The organism is Micromonospora sp. DT46, assembly GCF_049841735.1.
Taxonomy (GTDB): domain Bacteria; phylum Actinomycetota; class Actinomycetes; order Mycobacteriales; family Micromonosporaceae; genus Micromonospora; species Micromonospora reichwaldensis.
Genome location: NZ_JBNCKW010000004.1, coordinates 476,045 through 490,146 on the forward strand (window position 1 = coordinate 476,045; position 14,102 = coordinate 490,146).

At 73.1% G+C, this 14,102-nt stretch carries 12 protein-coding genes; 6 read left to right on the forward strand and 6 right to left on the reverse strand.

Going from position 1 to position 14,102, the window contains the following annotated elements; all coding sequences use genetic code 11:
* Positions 1 to 63 precede the first annotated feature (63 nt).
* Genes ACLQ20_RS13545 through ACLQ20_RS13560 form a run of 4 tightly spaced genes read left to right on the forward strand, consistent with a single transcriptional unit; the run spans position 64 to position 3,948 of the window.
* The gene (locus ACLQ20_RS13545; protein WP_151454074.1) at positions 64 to 870 is read left to right on the forward strand and encodes a cupin-like domain-containing protein; all 807 of its coding nucleotides are present in this window, start codon (positions 64 to 66) and stop codon (positions 868 to 870) included.
* Positions 870 to 2,123 carry an aminotransferase class I/II-fold pyridoxal phosphate-dependent enzyme gene (locus ACLQ20_RS13550; protein ID WP_151454059.1) on the forward strand — a complete coding sequence of 418 codons (1,254 nt, stop codon included), beginning with the start codon at positions 870 to 872 and terminating at the stop codon, positions 2,121 to 2,123. Before ACLQ20_RS13545 ends, ACLQ20_RS13550 begins: the two co-directional genes overlap by 1 nt.
* The gene (locus ACLQ20_RS13555; protein ID WP_151454060.1) at positions 2,120 to 2,989 is read left to right on the forward strand and encodes an HpcH/HpaI aldolase/citrate lyase family protein; all 870 of its coding nucleotides are present in this window, start codon (positions 2,120 to 2,122) and stop codon (positions 2,987 to 2,989) included. The genes ACLQ20_RS13550 and ACLQ20_RS13555 overlap by 4 nt, the downstream gene beginning before the upstream one ends.
* On the forward strand, positions 2,986 to 3,948 hold the full coding sequence (locus tag ACLQ20_RS13560; RefSeq protein ID WP_358120085.1) for an ornithine cyclodeaminase family protein: 963 nt from the start codon (positions 2,986 to 2,988) through the stop codon (positions 3,946 to 3,948). The genes ACLQ20_RS13555 and ACLQ20_RS13560 overlap by 4 nt, the downstream gene beginning before the upstream one ends.
* A 1-nt stretch (position 3,949) precedes the next feature.
* Here ACLQ20_RS13560 and ACLQ20_RS13565 read toward each other — a convergent pair whose 3' ends face one another.
* Positions 3,950 to 4,444 carry a MaoC family dehydratase gene (locus tag ACLQ20_RS13565; protein WP_151454062.1) on the reverse strand — a complete coding sequence of 165 codons (495 nt, stop codon included), beginning with the start codon at positions 4,442 to 4,444 and terminating at the stop codon, positions 3,950 to 3,952.
* A 149-nt stretch (positions 4,445 to 4,593) separates the two neighbouring features.
* Here ACLQ20_RS13565 and ACLQ20_RS13570 point away from each other — a divergent pair, with 149 nt between their 5' ends.
* Positions 4,594 to 5,958 (forward strand): hypothetical protein, encoded by a 1,365-nt coding sequence (locus ACLQ20_RS13570; protein ID WP_327028487.1) that lies wholly within the window; start codon positions 4,594 to 4,596, stop codon positions 5,956 to 5,958.
* A 183-nt stretch (positions 5,959 to 6,141) separates the two neighbouring features.
* The gene (locus tag ACLQ20_RS13575; protein ID WP_425855753.1) at positions 6,142 to 7,722 is read left to right on the forward strand and encodes an amino acid adenylation domain-containing protein; all 1,581 of its coding nucleotides are present in this window, start codon (positions 6,142 to 6,144) and stop codon (positions 7,720 to 7,722) included.
* 80 nt (positions 7,723 to 7,802) lie between these two features.
* On the opposite strand, the gene ACLQ20_RS13580 is transcribed toward ACLQ20_RS13575, so the two are convergent.
* The 5 genes from ACLQ20_RS13580 to ACLQ20_RS13600 all read right to left on the reverse strand — a co-directional run bounded on the left by ACLQ20_RS13580 (position 7,803) and on the right by ACLQ20_RS13600 (position 13,948).
* Complete coding sequence (locus tag ACLQ20_RS13580; RefSeq protein ID WP_358120078.1) at positions 7,803 to 9,047, reverse strand: acyl-CoA dehydrogenase family protein; 1,245 nt, start codon at positions 9,045 to 9,047, stop codon at positions 7,803 to 7,805.
* Positions 9,048 to 9,950 (reverse strand): phytanoyl-CoA dioxygenase family protein, encoded by a 903-nt coding sequence (locus ACLQ20_RS13585; protein ID WP_151454066.1) that lies wholly within the window; start codon positions 9,948 to 9,950, stop codon positions 9,048 to 9,050.
* Positions 9,951 to 9,964: 14 nt separating this feature from the next.
* Positions 9,965 to 11,476: an aldehyde dehydrogenase family protein gene (locus ACLQ20_RS13590; RefSeq protein ID WP_425855756.1), complete on the reverse strand. Its 1,512-nt coding sequence runs from the start codon at positions 11,474 to 11,476 to the stop codon at positions 9,965 to 9,967.
* Positions 11,463 to 12,644 (reverse strand): aminotransferase class I/II-fold pyridoxal phosphate-dependent enzyme, encoded by a 1,182-nt coding sequence (locus ACLQ20_RS13595; RefSeq protein ID WP_192581361.1) that lies wholly within the window; start codon positions 12,642 to 12,644, stop codon positions 11,463 to 11,465. Before ACLQ20_RS13595 ends, ACLQ20_RS13590 begins: the two co-directional genes overlap by 14 nt.
* A 71-nt stretch (positions 12,645 to 12,715) precedes the next feature.
* Positions 12,716 to 13,948: an MFS transporter gene (locus tag ACLQ20_RS13600; RefSeq protein WP_327028483.1), complete on the reverse strand. Its 1,233-nt coding sequence runs from the start codon at positions 13,946 to 13,948 to the stop codon at positions 12,716 to 12,718.
* Positions 13,949 to 14,102 lie beyond the last annotated feature (154 nt).

The window sequence follows — 14,102 nt, forward strand, 5'->3', positions numbered from 1 at the left end:
GACATGGGAGTTTCGGACGCAGTGTCCAACGCGAACGGGTCGACGGGTGTCCCCGTGGCCCGCATGACCTTCGACGAGTTCATGGCCGTCGGCCCCGGCGGCCTCTTCAAGGCCGACGTGCCCGTGGTGATCGCGCTGCCGCCCGACGTGCAGGGGCTCGGCCGCGACGGCGTGGCGAGCCGGCTGGCCGACATGACCGTCACCCTGTTCACCGAGCCGGGCGACAAGAACCACCCGGGGCGCTGGGAGACCCGCGACATCAAGCTCCGCGACTTCTTCGCCGACGAGCGCCACCTGACGACCCCGGGCACGTGGCACCGGGTGGTGTCGAACATCCGCAACAGCCCGGCCGACGTGAACGCCGTCATCGGCTTCGACGCGGACAGGTTCTTCGGCTACGGCGACACGCTGTACGCGGCGAACCTGTGGATCAGCCACCGCGGCGTGTTCACCAAGAACCACTTCGACGAGTTCGAGAACTTCAACATCGCGCTGGAGGGCCGCAAGCGGTTCATCATCGCCCCGCCCGGTTCCCGCGAGTACTATCCGCGCTCGGTGCTGCGCGGGTTCGGGGACAAGTCCCAGGTCTTCGACCTGGACAACGTCGACCTGGCGCGCTTCCCGAGGGTGGCGCCCAAGCTGGCCCAGCGCCGTGACTTCGTCCTCGAACCGGGCCACATGCTCTACCTGCCGCTCGGCTGGTGGCACCAGGCCGAGTCGCTGGACGAGATGAACATCAACGTCAATTTCTGGCTGAAGTCGAAGAAGATCCTCCGCAGGCCGCACGCGCTCGGCGTCGCGCTGTACACGTACGCCTACCGGAGGGTCAAGGGTGTCTACAGCTACAAGCCCACCGAGGTGAACTCCTGATGAGCGAGCGCAAGTCCATCACCCCCACCCACCGCTACCGCAACAACGACAAGCTCATCGGTGTGGGGAACACCTTCTGGAACATGTCCGAGGAGCACGGGGTCGCCGGCATCGTCGGCGACCTCTCCGACGGCGTGTTCCGGATGGCCGACGGCCACGAGTTCGTCAACTTCACCGTCTGCTCCTACCTGGACCTCGACACCCACCCCAAGGTGATCGACGGGGCCGTCGCGGCGCTGCGCCGCTTCGGCGTGCTGGACCACTGCATCCCGCGCACCCGCGTCCAGACGTCGGTGCTGCTGGAGCTGGAGGAGTCGCTGGGCGAGCTGTTCGACGCCATGGTGATCAGCGCGATCTCCACGGCGGCGGCCAGCACCGGCCTGCTGCCGCTGATCGCGTCGGGGCACCTCGGCAACGGCACCCGGCCGCTGATGGTCTTCGACAAGAACGCCCACGTGTCGATGGCCAACGCCAAGCCGAACTGTGCCGACGAGACCGAGGTCGTCACCTGCCGCCACCACGACCTCGACTACCTCGAGGACATGTGCCGCACCTACGAACGCGTCTGCTACGTCGTGGACGGCTCGGACAGCCTCGGCGGCTACGCGCCCGTCGAGGAACTGGCCGTGCTGCAGGACAAGTACAACATGATGGTCTTCTACGACGACTCGCACTCGCTGTCGGCGTACGGCGAGCGCGGCATCGGCTACGTCCGCTCGCACTGCCCGGTGCGCGACGACCGCACCATCACCGTCGCGACCCTGAGCAAGGGCTTCGGGGCGGGCGGCACGGCGATCCTGCTCGACGGCTTCCCCAAGGAGACGCGGCGGATCGTCGAACGCTTCGCGGGGCCCCTGGGCTACTCGCAGAAGATGAACGCCGCCGCCGTGGGCGCCGCGCTCGCCTCGGCGGAGATCCACCGCACCGAGGAGCTGACCCGGTTGCAGGGGCGGCTACGGGCCAACATCGCGCTGTTCGACTCGCTGCTGGCCACCGAGCAGTCCGGCAGCACGTACCCGATCCGGGTGGTGCCGATGAGCGACGAGACCGTCGTCGAGGCGGCCCAGCGGGTCTTCGCGGCCGGGTTCTACACCTCGCCGGTGTTCTTCCCGATCGTCGCCCGCGGCACCGCCGGCCTGCGGGTCATGCTGCGCGCGGGCCAGACCGAGGAGCAGATCACCAGGCTGTGCTCCGTGCTCGTCGAGGCGGGCGCCCGCACGGCCGACGCGCGACCTGAGCCGGTGACCCGATGACCGGCGCCGCGCGGGCGATCCCGCGCAGCATCCTCTACACCCCGGCGCTGTCGCTGGACCGGGTCGTGAAGGCGTGGTCCTACGACGCGGACGTGCACCTGATCGACCTGGAGGACTCCGTACCGGCGGCCGAGAAGCCGGCCGCGCGCACCGTGTGCCGGGCCGCGCTGGAGAAGGCGCCCCGGCCGGAGAACGTCGCGGTGCGCATCAACCAGCTGGGCAGCGTCGCGGCGGTGCAGGACCTGGTGGCCCTCACGGAGTGTTCGGTGCGGCCCGGCATCGTCATGATGACGATGGTGACGTCGGCGGCCGAGGTGGCCCTGCTGCGGCAGATCCTGGCCAGCGCGGACGCGCACCCGGAGATCTACGTGACGGTGGAGACCGTGGAGGCGGTCACGGAGATCGACGCGATCGCCGGGGCGAGTGACGGGCTGGTCCTCGGCTCGGCCGATCTGGCCGCCACGCTCGGGGTCGAGATCACCTGGGAGGCCATGCTCGCCGCCCGGCAGGCGATGGCGCTGGCCTGCGCCCGGCACGGCACCGCCTGCATCGACACCGCCAACTTCCGGCTCGCCGAGCCGGCCGTCCTGGCGCAGGAGACCGCCCGGGTGCGGGCGCTCGGCTTCCACGGTAAGGCGACGGTGCACCCGGGCGAGCTCGACGAGATCAACCGGGTGCTGCGCCCCCAGGCCGACGACCTGCGCCTGGCCCGCAGGGTGGCCGACGCCGTACGGGCGGCCAACGGCGGGATCGCCGTGCTGGACGGCAACATGGTCGGCCCGCCGTTCGCCCGGATGGCCCGCGCCACCGTGTCGCGCGAGGACGCCTGGGCCGCCCGGTTCGGCACCGACGGAGCTGCCGGATGACCGGGCCGGTGACGGTCGACGCCGCCCAGATGGCGGGCACGCCCCAGCTGGTGCGGGTGATCGACGCGCTGGGCGAGATGTTCGCGGACCTGGTCGCCGGCCGGACCGACTCCCCGGCGCGCACCGTCATCGAGCACGGCCCCCAGCGGGTCCTGCTGGTCAGCCCCGCGGTCTGGGAGCGGCGCGGGGTGGGCAGCGTCAAGATCACCACGCTCACCCCCGACAACCCCGGGCGCGGCCTGCCGCTGATCCACGGGGTCGTCGCGCTGACGGACCTGACCACCGGGCAGATCACGGCCCTGCTCGACGGCGCGGAGCTGACCGCCGTGCGCACCGGTGCGGTCGCCGCCCTGGCGACCCGCTGGTGCGCCGCCGAGGACGCCGAGGACCTCGCGGTCATCGGGGCGGGGGTGCAGGCGCGGTCGCTGGTGCGGGCAGTCGCGGCGGTGCGCCGGATCCGCAGCGTACGGGTGTTCTCGCGGACCCGGGACCGGGCGGAGCAGTTCGCCGACTGGGTGCGCGACGCCGTGCCCCACCCCGTGCACGCGAGCGTCTGCGACAGCGCCAAGGCCGCCGTCGCCGACGCGGCGATCATCTGCACGGCGACCTCCACCAGCGACAACACGCCGCTGGTGGAGGCGGACTGGGTGGCGCCCGGGGCGCACGTCAACGTCATCGGCGGCACCCACCCGGACGCGATCGAACTCGACCCCGCACTGCTGGCCGACGCCGTGGCGGTCGTCGAGGACCGCACCGCCGCGCTGGACGGCGCCGGTGAGGTGCGCGCCGCCCTGGCCGCCGGCCTGGTCGGCGTGGACGACCTGCACGAGCTGGGCAGGCTGGTCACCGGCGAGGTGCGCGTCGGCGGGCGGACGTCCGTCCTGCGTACGGTCGGGATGGCCATCGAGGACACCGCCGCCGCCGTGGCGCTGCACGAGGGGGCGGCGTCCGTGGCGTAGGTCAGGCGGCGCTCTCCCGGCAGCGGACCATGAAGGAACGCTCGAAGACGATGACCGTCTCACCGGTGGACTTCGTGCCCGTCGTCTCCACCGTGACGATGCCCTGGCCGGGCCGGGACCGGCTCAGGCGCTTGTCGAGGATGCGGCTGGTGGCGTACAACGTGTCCCCGACGAACACCGGCTCCCGCAGGCGGACCTTGTCCCAGCCGAGGTTCGCCACCGCCCGCGCCGACAGGGCCTGCACGGTCATGCCGCCGATCAGGCACAGGGTGATCCCGCTGTTGACGAGCACCCGCCCGTACTCGCTGCCCGCGCCGTAGTGCTCGTCGAAGTGCAGCGGGTGCTGGTTCATGGTGAGCAGGGTCAGCCAGGTGTTGTCGGTCTCGGAGATGGTGCGGCCCGGCCAGTGCCGGATCACCATGCCGGGCTCGAAGTCCTCGTAGTCCCCGCCGTGCTCTTCGCGGTACTCGTTGCCCTGGACATGACGCAAGGTCATCGGCGGTTCTCCCGTGTCGGAGGTGGACGAACCGACGCGGTCCCCGTCGGACGTGAATGTTAGTCTATGTCGATCATCGTTTCGGAGACACCGGCCCCGCGCGAGCACGCACCGGCGCCGGCCCGACGTGCGATTCCGGGGAGCGTCAGATGACCGTGCGCGAGCATGTCGGCAGTGCGGGGCCGGCCGGGCATCCGTGGTTCGGCACCCACCGCGTGGCGCCGGCCGCGCCGGCGGAGACGATCCGCGCGATGCTCCGCCACGAGCTGCGGGACACGGGCTGGCCCTACCAGCGGCTGCTGCCCGCGGCACCGATCGCCATCCCGCGCGCGTCCTACGCCGAGATCTTCCGGGCGGCCGCCGCGCTGGTCGACCTGCTCCGCCGCACCGCCCTCGAGACGGCCCCCACCACGCAGGGCCGGCTGGCGGCCTACCGCATGCCGCAGAGCGAGGACCAGCTGTTCGTGCGGGACCCGTTCGTCGAGGAGCGCTATCCGGACTGCGTCGTGCGGCCGGACGTCGTCATCGGGCCGGACGGGCCCCAGTTCCTGGAGTTCAACGTCAGCGGCGCGCTCGGCGGCGTGGTGGAGACGCGCTGCCGCCTCGAGGTGTGGCGCAGGCTGCACGCCGACGCGACGGGCAGGACCCCGTTCAGCTCCCCGGACCCGTTCGCCGTGCGCGCCGAGATGTACCGCTCGCTCTGCGCCGAGCTGGGGCTGGCGCCCAGGGTGGCCATCGTCGGCAGCGCCCGGGTCTACGGCGTGCAGAGCCGCTACTTCCAGCTGGAGGCCGACTACCTCAACAACCACGGCCTCACCGCCCGCTTCTTCGAGCCCGAGGAGCTGCCGGAGGCGTGGGACTGCCCGCCCCACCTGCGTTACCCGATCGGGCTGCGCAACTTCACCATCCCGGACTGGCTCGACGCCGGTCTCGACACCAGCTACGTGCAGGACGCGCTCGACAACGGCTGCCTGCTCGTGGGCACCCAGACGTCGACCTTCATGCACAGCAAGCTGACCATGGGCCTGCTCTCGGAGGGCCGGCCGTGGATGAGCGCGGCCGACCGGAGCCTCGTCGACAGGTACGTGCCGTGGACGCGGATCCTCGCGGACCGCCGCACCAGCCGCGCGGGCCGCGAGGTCGAACTGCTCCCGTTCGTCCTGGCGAACCGGGACCTGCTGGTGCTCAAGGCGGGCCTGGGGGAGAGCGGCAAGCAGGTGGTCATCGGCGGCGAGGTCGACCAGGCGACGTGGGAGTCCGCCGTCGCCGAGGCCGCCGCCGACGGCACCAGCGTGGTGCAGGACTTCGTGGCGCCACGCACGTGCCGGGTCTCGCTCGTCGCCGACGGCGCCGACGAACCACACGACGTCGAGGTCGCCCCGGTGATCGGGCCGCTGTTGTTCGGCGGCCGCGCGGCGGGCCTGTTCTGCCGCTACTACGGCGACGGCTCCGCCGGGATCGTCAGCGCCCGGGGGCGCGACAGCGGCTCCGACAACTGCATGGTGGCCGTCTGACCACACCGGACGCTTCGTCGTCCGCCGAGCGGCCCCGACGATAGGGGGTCCGCGGCACGAATGAGGTGTTGTCGCGGTGCGGCCCCCGTGTCACGATCGCTGCCACCGCAAGCCCGTGCCGCGCGACCCCACGGTCGACCGGCGACCTGTCGGCCCGCCGCCGTCGAACCGAAGGGACCTGCCATGCCTGCCGATCCCGAGGTGACCGGACCGCCGACCGGGTGGCACCCCGACCGGGCGGTGCCCGCGCTGATCTGGGCGGCCGCGCAACGGCACGGCCACCGTACGGCCGTCGTCGGCGCGGACGCGACACTGAGCTACGCCGAGCTGCGCCACGCCGTCGCGGGTCTCGCCGACGTGTTGCGGCGCCACGGTGCGACAGCCGCCCCGGTGGCCGTCCTGGCCCACCGCGGCGCCGCCCAGCTGGTGGCGTGCCTGGCCGCGCTGCACGCCGGGGCCGGCTACGCCTGTGTGGACGCCAACCAGCCCCGGGCCCGCGTCGAGAGCCAGCTGCGCGGCTGCGGGGCGGCCGTCGTGGTGACGGATCGCGACGACCCGCCGGTGTCCGGGCAGGTGGTGCTCGCCGTCGACCTGGCCGGCTGGATCGGCGCGGGGGCGGCGGCGGAGCGCGCCGGGGCGCTGGGCGGTCCGCCGCCGGTCGCGGGGGACCAGCTCGCCTACACCGTGTTCACGTCCGGCTCCACCGGCGTACCCAAGGTCGTCGAGATCCCCCACGCGGCGCTGGCCAACTACGCGGCCTTCGTCGCCCGGCTGGTCGACCCGGAACGGGCCGACGGCGAACGGCTGCGCTTCGCGTCGGTGACCAGCCTCGCGACGGACCTCGGGCACACCGCGGTCTTCCCGGCGCTCACCGGGGGAGACACGGTCCACCTGGTGCCCACCGAGACCGCGACGGACCCCGACGACTTCGCCGACTACCAGGACGAGCACCGCGTCGACGTCCTGAAGATCACCCCGTCGCACCTGGCGGCGCTGCTGGACGAGGCGGCGGAGCGGGCCCTGCCCCGCCGCCTGCTCATCGTCGGTGGCGAGGTGTGCCGGTGGGAGCTGGTGGACCAGGTCCGCGAGCTGTCGGACGTGCGGATGGTCAACCACTACGGCCCGACCGAGACCACCGTCGGCGCGCTCACCTTCGAGGTGCCGACCGACCCGGCGGCGCGCCCGGGCACCGCCACCGTGCCGATCGGCCGCCCGATCGACAACGCGCGGGTCGCCGTCGTCGACGCCGACCGGCGCCCGGTCGCGGCGGGCGTCGAGGGGGAGCTGCTCATCTTCGGCGCGGGGCTCGCCCGCGGCTACCGCGACGACCCCGCAACGACCGGCGAGATGTTCCCGACCGACCATCCCGAAGGCCGGTGCTACCGCACGGGTGACCTGGTGACCCGCCACTCCGACGGACTGGTGGAGTTCCACGGCCGCCGCGACGGCCAGGTCAAGATCCGGGGCCACCGCGTCGAGCTGGGCGAGGTGGAGCAGGCGGTACGCCGGTGCGCCGGGGTGCGCCGGGCGGCGGTGGTTCCGGTCGCCGGGACCGGCTCCGTCCCGCGCCTCGTCGCGTACGTCGTGCCGAGCGAGCCGCCCGGACCGACCGCCCGCGAGCTGCGCGACCAGCTCCGCGAGACGCTGCCCGACTACCTGCTGCCCGGCGCCGTGGTATGCCTCGACGAGCTGCCCCGGACGCCGAGCGGCAAGCTGGACGTGCGCGCCTTGCCGGCACCCGGCAGGCCCGCCGCGCGACGGTAGCTCCCGACCCGGCAGCCCCGGGTCGGCAGGATGGTTCCGTGGCGCACGCCACCGCGCGTGGCGGCCGGCTGTCCGCTGCCTCAGTCGGCGTGCGGGTCGAGTCCGAGCGCGACCCGGCCGATGTACGGGTAGCCGTCGAGCGATCCGAACGGCTGCATGAAGCCGCCCGCGCGGGCGTCGCGGTACAGCCGGGACAGGGGGTGCCGGCTGCTGAAGGACGCCCCGCCGCAGATCGTCATGGCCCGGTCGACCGTGCTCACCGCCGTACGGTTCGCCAGCAGCTTCGCGGCCTGCCACCCCCGTACGACGTCGCGGACGGCGGCCTCGGACCGCTGCGCCGGGTCGTCGGCGGCGAACAGGGCGTCCACCAGGCGTCCGGAGCGCTCCAGCACCCCCCGGGTGGCCGCCAGGTCGAGCTCCATGGTGGCGACCTCCCGCTGCACGGACGGGTGGTGTGCCGGCGCCGCCCGCCCGGGCTGCCGGGGCACCCTGGTGGCGTGTTCCACGGCGATCTGGAAGGCCGCCTCGGCGATCCCCAGTGAGGCGCCCAGCAGGGGGAAGTTGATCGCGCAGGAACGTGCCAGGTCCTCCGGCGTCGGCGGGCCGAACGGCTCCCCGACCGTGACCCGGTCGGCGGGCACGACGCAGTCCTCCAGCAGGAGCCCGTGGCTGCCGGAGCCCCGCATGCCCAACGCGTCCCAGTCGCCGAGCACGGTCAGCCCGGGCGTGCCGGCCAGGACGACGGCCTCGGCGTGCCGCCACCCGCCGTCGGGATCGGCGACCCGGACCGCGACGTTGAACGAGTCCGCGACCGCCGAGTTGGTGACGAAGGTCTTGCGCCCGGTGATGACGTACTCGTCGTCCTTGCGGACGGCCTCGGTGAGCGCGCCGTTCCACGTCGCGCCCGGTTCGGTGGAGGCCCCGGCCATGATCAGGTCGGAGCCGCCCAACGCCTCCAGGATCGCGTCCAGCTGCGCCGCCCGGACCCGGTCGCCGTCCGCCTCGGCCCCCTCCCACCGGCGGACCTGCCCCCACACCGAGGCCATGTGCATGTTCGCGCAGATGGCCGTCGACCCGCAGCCCCGGGCCAGCCGGGAGACGGCCACCAGCATGTCGTGCAGGGAGCGGACCCCCAGGCCGCCGTGCCGGGTCGGGGCGCACGCGGCGAGCACCCCGCTGTCGCGCAGGTCGGCGAAGTTGTCGGCGACGAACGTGTTGTCCCGGTCGTGCCGGCCGGCCCGTTCGGCGAGGGTGTCGACGTGGCCCTCGGCGAGGGAGACCAGCTCCCGGCCGGCGGCGGTCGTGGCGGTGAGTTCTCCGAACACCTACAGCATCCTCAGGATGGTGAGGAACTCCTCCGCCCGCTCGGCGTGGGGTTGCTGCGGGCCGTCGAAGCGGGCGCCGGTCTCCGTCGGCACCGGCGTCGGCAGCACCCTCGGGAACAGCGGACCCCCGATGGGATCACCGGGCCGCAGGCCGTGTTCCCACAGCAGCGGCAGGACGGCGTGCTGCGGCTGGAAGGTGACGCCGTCGCCCACCCACCGGGAGACGAACGCCCGACGCTGCCGCTCGGGGCCGGTGCCGGTGGCGCCGTGCAACGCGGCCGGGTGGAACAGCACGATGTCGCCGGGCGTGAGGTCCCAACTCAGGATCTCGTGGTCGGACACGTCCGGCACCGCCTCGAGTTCCTCGCGCCGGCCGAGGTGGGTGGCCCCCGGGGTGATCGGCACGTAGCGCCGTCCCCAGCGGTGCGAACCGCGCACCACCTGGAGCGCGGCGGTGTCGGGGGTGCACGGGTCGAGGGGGATCCACATCGCGCACACCTGCTCGCCCGCGATCGGCCAGGAGCTGACGTCCTCGTGGAACGGCGTCGGGGCACCCGACCCGGCCGGCTTGGCGAAGATCTGGTCGTAGAAGGCGGTGATCGCGGTGGAACCGAACAGCTGCTGGGCGATGCGCGCCGCGGGGGAGAAGAACATGAAGTCGCGGAAGCCGTCGTGGGTCTTCCACATGAAGGCGTCCCCGGCGAACCCGCCGCCACCCAGCAACGCGGTCGCCTGCGCCAGCACGGTCGGGTTGGCGAGCAGATACTCGACGCCTTCGGCGATCCGGCCGAGCCACTTGTCGTCGATCATGCCGGAGAGCCGGACCACGCCGTCGGTGTGGAACGCGTCGATCTCGGCCTGGGTCAGGTCGCGCGGTGGCGCCTCGGGAGGGCTGATGTCCATGTGCGGGGTCTCCGTCAGGGAAGGCGTCGCCAGTGGGCGCCGAAGAGGGTCTCCTCGTCCGGCAGGCTGACCGGCAGGGGATGTGAGACGTAGGTGTAGTTGAGGAAGTCGCGCCAGGTCACGTTCTCCGACCGGGAGCAACCGCCCCAGCTGCCGCTGGCGATGACCTGGGTGAACGGCATCCCGTTGTCGAAGCTGCCGCTGTTGCCCACGGCGGTCGACTGGTTGACCATCACCCGTCCGGCGCGGGCCCGCTCGGCCAACCTGACCACCCGGTCGGGCCGGTCGGTGTGGATGCCGCAGCTGTGGCCCTGCCCGATCCGGCCCAGCAGCGTCTCCACCGCGGCCAGCGCGTCGTCGAAGGCGCTGAACGTCGACACGGTGAAGACCGGCGCCAGCTTCTCGCCGAGCATCGGGTCGTCGAGCGCCGGGACACCGCCGGGCGCCAGGGGAGGCAGCTGGGCCACCAGGGCGGTGGTCTTGGTCGGCTCGGCCAGGTCGATCCCGGCGGCGGCGGCGAGCGCCGCGGCGGGTCGACCGACCGCGTCGCGGTTGAGCACCCGCCCGTCCGGCCAGAGCAGCGTACGCAGCCGTGCCGTCTCGGCCGGGTCGCACAGGTGGGCGCCCTGCCGGGCCAGCTGGTCGAGGAAGGCGGCCGCGATCTCGGCGTCCACCAGCACGTTGCTCTCCGACGAGCAGGAGGTGCCGTTGTTGAAGCTGCCGCCCAGCACGATCAGCTCCGCCGCGGCGGCCACGTCGGCCGAGTCGTCCACGATCACCGCCGGGTTGCCGACGCCCGCGCTGATCGCCGGGGTGCCGCTGCGGTACGCCCGGCGTACCGTGCCGGGTCCGCCGGCGGCGATCACCAGGTCGGCGGCGGCCATCAGGGCCTCGGTGGTCTGCCGGTCGGTGACCGGCAGGCACTGGATGAGGTCCGGCGGGGCGCCGACCGTCTCCAGGGCCTGACGCAGCAGCTCGACGGTGCGGGCCGCGGAGTGCCGGGCCCGGGGGTTGGGGGTGATGACCACCGCGTTGCGGGTCTTCAGCATCGGCAGGGCGTTGCCGACCACCCCGGAGCAGGGCGCGGTGGCGGGGCTGGCCACCGCGATCACCCCGATGGGCTTGGCCAGCTTGCGCAGGCCACGCTCCGGCAGCTCCTCGATGATCCCGCTGGTGACGACGCCGTGCAGGTCACGCAGCGTGCCGAGGACCCGGCGCCGGTAGAGCGTGAACAGGTGCTCGGGGTCGCCGAGGCCGGTCTCCCGGTAGGCGAGGTCGGCCAGCGACCGGGCGGTGTCCTCCTGGTAGGCCGCCCAGCCGAGGGCCGCGACCAGGTCGTCGACGCGCTCCTGCGGCCAGAACTCGACCTCCGCCTGGGCCCGGCGGGCGCGGGCCATGGTGGCCTCGACGTCGGGCCGGGCCTCCTCGGTGGACACCGTCGCGTCCCGGCGTCCCGGGGCCGGCGCGTCCGGCGCCGCGGTGAGCGTCACGGCCGCGTCGGCCTCGCGGAGGTCACCGCTGGACACTGGCGTGCTCCCGGGTCGAGGGCCGCGCCGATCGCAGCCGGCCGATGGTCTCCTCCAGCATGTCGTCGGTGACGGTGAGGGAGAGCCGCAGGTAGCCCGGCGCGCCCATCACCGAGGCCGGCAGCACCAGGAGGCCGCGCTCCTCGAGCACGGCCGCGTGTGCCCAGTCGTCCGCGTCCGGCACCCGGGCCAGCAGGTAGAACGTTCCCTCGCTCGGCTGGACCTCGTACCCGGCCTCGCGCAGGGCGTCGACCAGCAGGTCGCGGCGCTGCTCGATCGGCTTGACCTGTAGCGCGTGCTGTTCCAGCTCGGGCAGGGCGAACAGCAGCGAGTTGTTGGGGAACGCCCAGCCGGTGGTGAGGCGGGCCACGGTCAGGGCCCGGCGGAGCACCGCCGGGTCGGGCATGGTCGGCGGGATCGCCACGTAGCCGACGCGCTCCCCGGGCAGCAGCAGCGTCTTGGTGTAGGTGTGCACCAGGAACGTGAACGGGTAGTGCGTCGCCGGGCTGGGACACGACCGGCCGTCGAACACGATGCGCCGGTACGCCTCGTCGGACAGCAGGTACACGGGCCGACCGTTGCGGGCGGAGGCTTCCCGCAGCACCTCGGCGAGGGCGGCGTACTCCTCGTCGGTGTAGACGGCGCCCGTCGGGTTGTTCGGGCTGTTGACGATGACGGCACTGGTCCGGGGCGTGATCGCCGCCGCGACGAGTTCCGCGTCGAGTCGCCAGGAACCGGGGGTCAACGCCACCGGCCGGGGGACCGCGCCGACCGAGGCGATGATCGGCTCGTAGTAGAACCAGGCGGGGTCGAGGTAGACCACCTCGTCGCCCGGGTCGCAGACGCTGCGCAGGCAGATGGTCAGGCCCGCGAACGCCCCGTTGGTCAGGGCGACGTCGTCGGCGGTGAACGGCAGGGCGAGTTCCCGGCTGAGGGTGGCCGCCACCGACTCCTGGGCCGGCGGGTGGTCCCGGGTGTAGGCGAACCAGTCGGTGTGCTGCGGGCTCAGGTGCCGCTGCAGGACCTCGACCAGGGCCGGCGCGGGAAACTCGTGCGGATCGCCGAAGGCGAGGTCGATCACGCCCGGGCCGCCGCGCAGCCGCGAGTAGGAGGACTGCTCGAGGTAGGCCCCCAAGCGCCGCCCGTACGCGTCGGTCGCGTCGGTCATCTGCCGACTTATCCGGTGCTCCATCCTGCTCCGATCTCCACCCTGATCCGTGGCCGGCGAGGTCGCCGGATTCACACCGTGGCGGGTTGTGCGGCGGGGACTTTTGCGGGCAGCTGACGCACCGACCGCGCGGAGAAGGTCGCGACGGTCACCAGACCGAGCACCCCGCCCGCGATGAGCAGCGTCTGGGCGACGCCGATCCGCTCGGCGACCGGGCCGACGACGGCCAGGCAGAGCGGGCCGAGCACGAACGAGCCCATGGCGTCGTACGAGCTGATCCGCGACAGCGCCTCGTTGGGCACGTGGTTCTGCAGGGCGGTGTCCCACAGGACCTCGAAGATGTCGACGCAGACGCCGTTGACGAGCATCGAGGCCGCGATCAGCCACACCGGCGCGCCGGCCGCGATCAGCGCGAACGGCGGGAGGAAGCCGAAGGTCGCCAGTACCGCCACCCGCATCGGCCGGCGGGGGCGGATCCGCATCGCCACGAGGCTGCCGCCGACCAGGCCCACGGCCTGCGCGGTGACGATCACCGACCAGGCGGTGACGCCGCCCAGCTGCTCCTTCGCGGTCAGCGGGCCGAGCACGTAGATCGCCGAGAAGCAGCCGTTGACGAACGCGAACTGCACGACCACCAGCCAGACCCAGGACCGGGAGCTGAACTCCCGCCAGCCCTCCCGCAGGTCGGCGAGGATGGTGCTGGCGGCGGCCCGGGCGGGGTGCGACACCCGGACACCGGCCAGCAGCAGTGCGGAGCCGAGGAAGGTGGCCGCAGGGACCGCCAGCGCCCAGCCGGCGCCGAGCGCGGCCACGAGCACTCCGGCCAGGGCCGCGCCGCCGATGGTGGTGCTGTTGCGCGACAGCCGCAGCAGCGCGTTGGCCGACTGGAGCTGCTCCTGGGCCACCACCTGCGGCACGACGCCGCGGGAGGCCGGCAGGAAGAGCGCGGCGGCGGCGCCGTTGACGGCGGACAGGGCGATCACGACCGGCAGCGAGGGCCGGCCGCTGACGAACACCACGGTCAGGACCGCCTGCGCGGCGAAGGCCAGCAGGTCGGAGCCCACCATCAGGCGGAAGCGGTTCATCCGGTCGGCGAGGACGCCGCCGAACAGCAGCAGCGCGACCTGCGCCAGCGACCGGGCGGCGAGCACGAGGCCGAGGTCGGTGGCGGAGCCGCCCGGCGCGTCGAGGACGGCGAAGGCGAGCGCCACCGGGATCACGGCGCTGCCCAGCAGCGACAGCGTGCGGGCCAGGAACAGCATCCGGTACGACCGGTCGGCCAGGATCCGGAGGTCGTCGCGCACCTGGCATCACCTCCGGTCGGGCTGTCGGACGGGCTGCGTGCTGGCGCGCCGGCGGCGTCACAAGCGTGCCCATCATGTGGCAGGGAAACGGGTTGCCCAACCCCTAGGACTCGGAACAGATGTCGTGAATTGTGAGGTCAAACCCCTATAACCG

Excerpts from the sequence above, each read along its gene's own strand:
- ACLQ20_RS13595 (WP_192581361.1), bottom strand. The coding sequence starts at position 12,644 with ATGACCGACGCGACCGACGCGTACGGGCGGCGCTTGGGGGCCTACCTC.
- ACLQ20_RS13555 (WP_151454060.1), top strand. The coding sequence starts at position 2,120 with ATGACCGGCGCCGCGCGGGCGATCCCGCGCAGCATCCTCTACACCCCG.
- ACLQ20_RS13575 (WP_425855753.1), top strand. The coding sequence starts at position 6,142 with ATGCCTGCCGATCCCGAGGTGACCGGACCGCCGACCGGGTGGCACCCC.
- ACLQ20_RS13570 (WP_327028487.1), top strand. The coding sequence starts at position 4,594 with ATGACCGTGCGCGAGCATGTCGGCAGTGCGGGGCCGGCCGGGCATCCG.
- ACLQ20_RS13560 (WP_358120085.1), top strand. The coding sequence starts at position 2,986 with ATGACCGGGCCGGTGACGGTCGACGCCGCCCAGATGGCGGGCACGCCC.
- ACLQ20_RS13550 (WP_151454059.1), top strand. The coding sequence starts at position 870 with ATGAGCGAGCGCAAGTCCATCACCCCCACCCACCGCTACCGCAACAAC.
- ACLQ20_RS13585 (WP_151454066.1), bottom strand. The coding sequence starts at position 9,950 with ATGGACATCAGCCCTCCCGAGGCGCCACCGCGCGACCTGACCCAGGCC.
- ACLQ20_RS13545 (WP_151454074.1), top strand. The coding sequence starts at position 64 with ATGACCTTCGACGAGTTCATGGCCGTCGGCCCCGGCGGCCTCTTCAAG.
- ACLQ20_RS13565 (WP_151454062.1), bottom strand. The coding sequence starts at position 4,444 with ATGACCTTGCGTCATGTCCAGGGCAACGAGTACCGCGAAGAGCACGGC.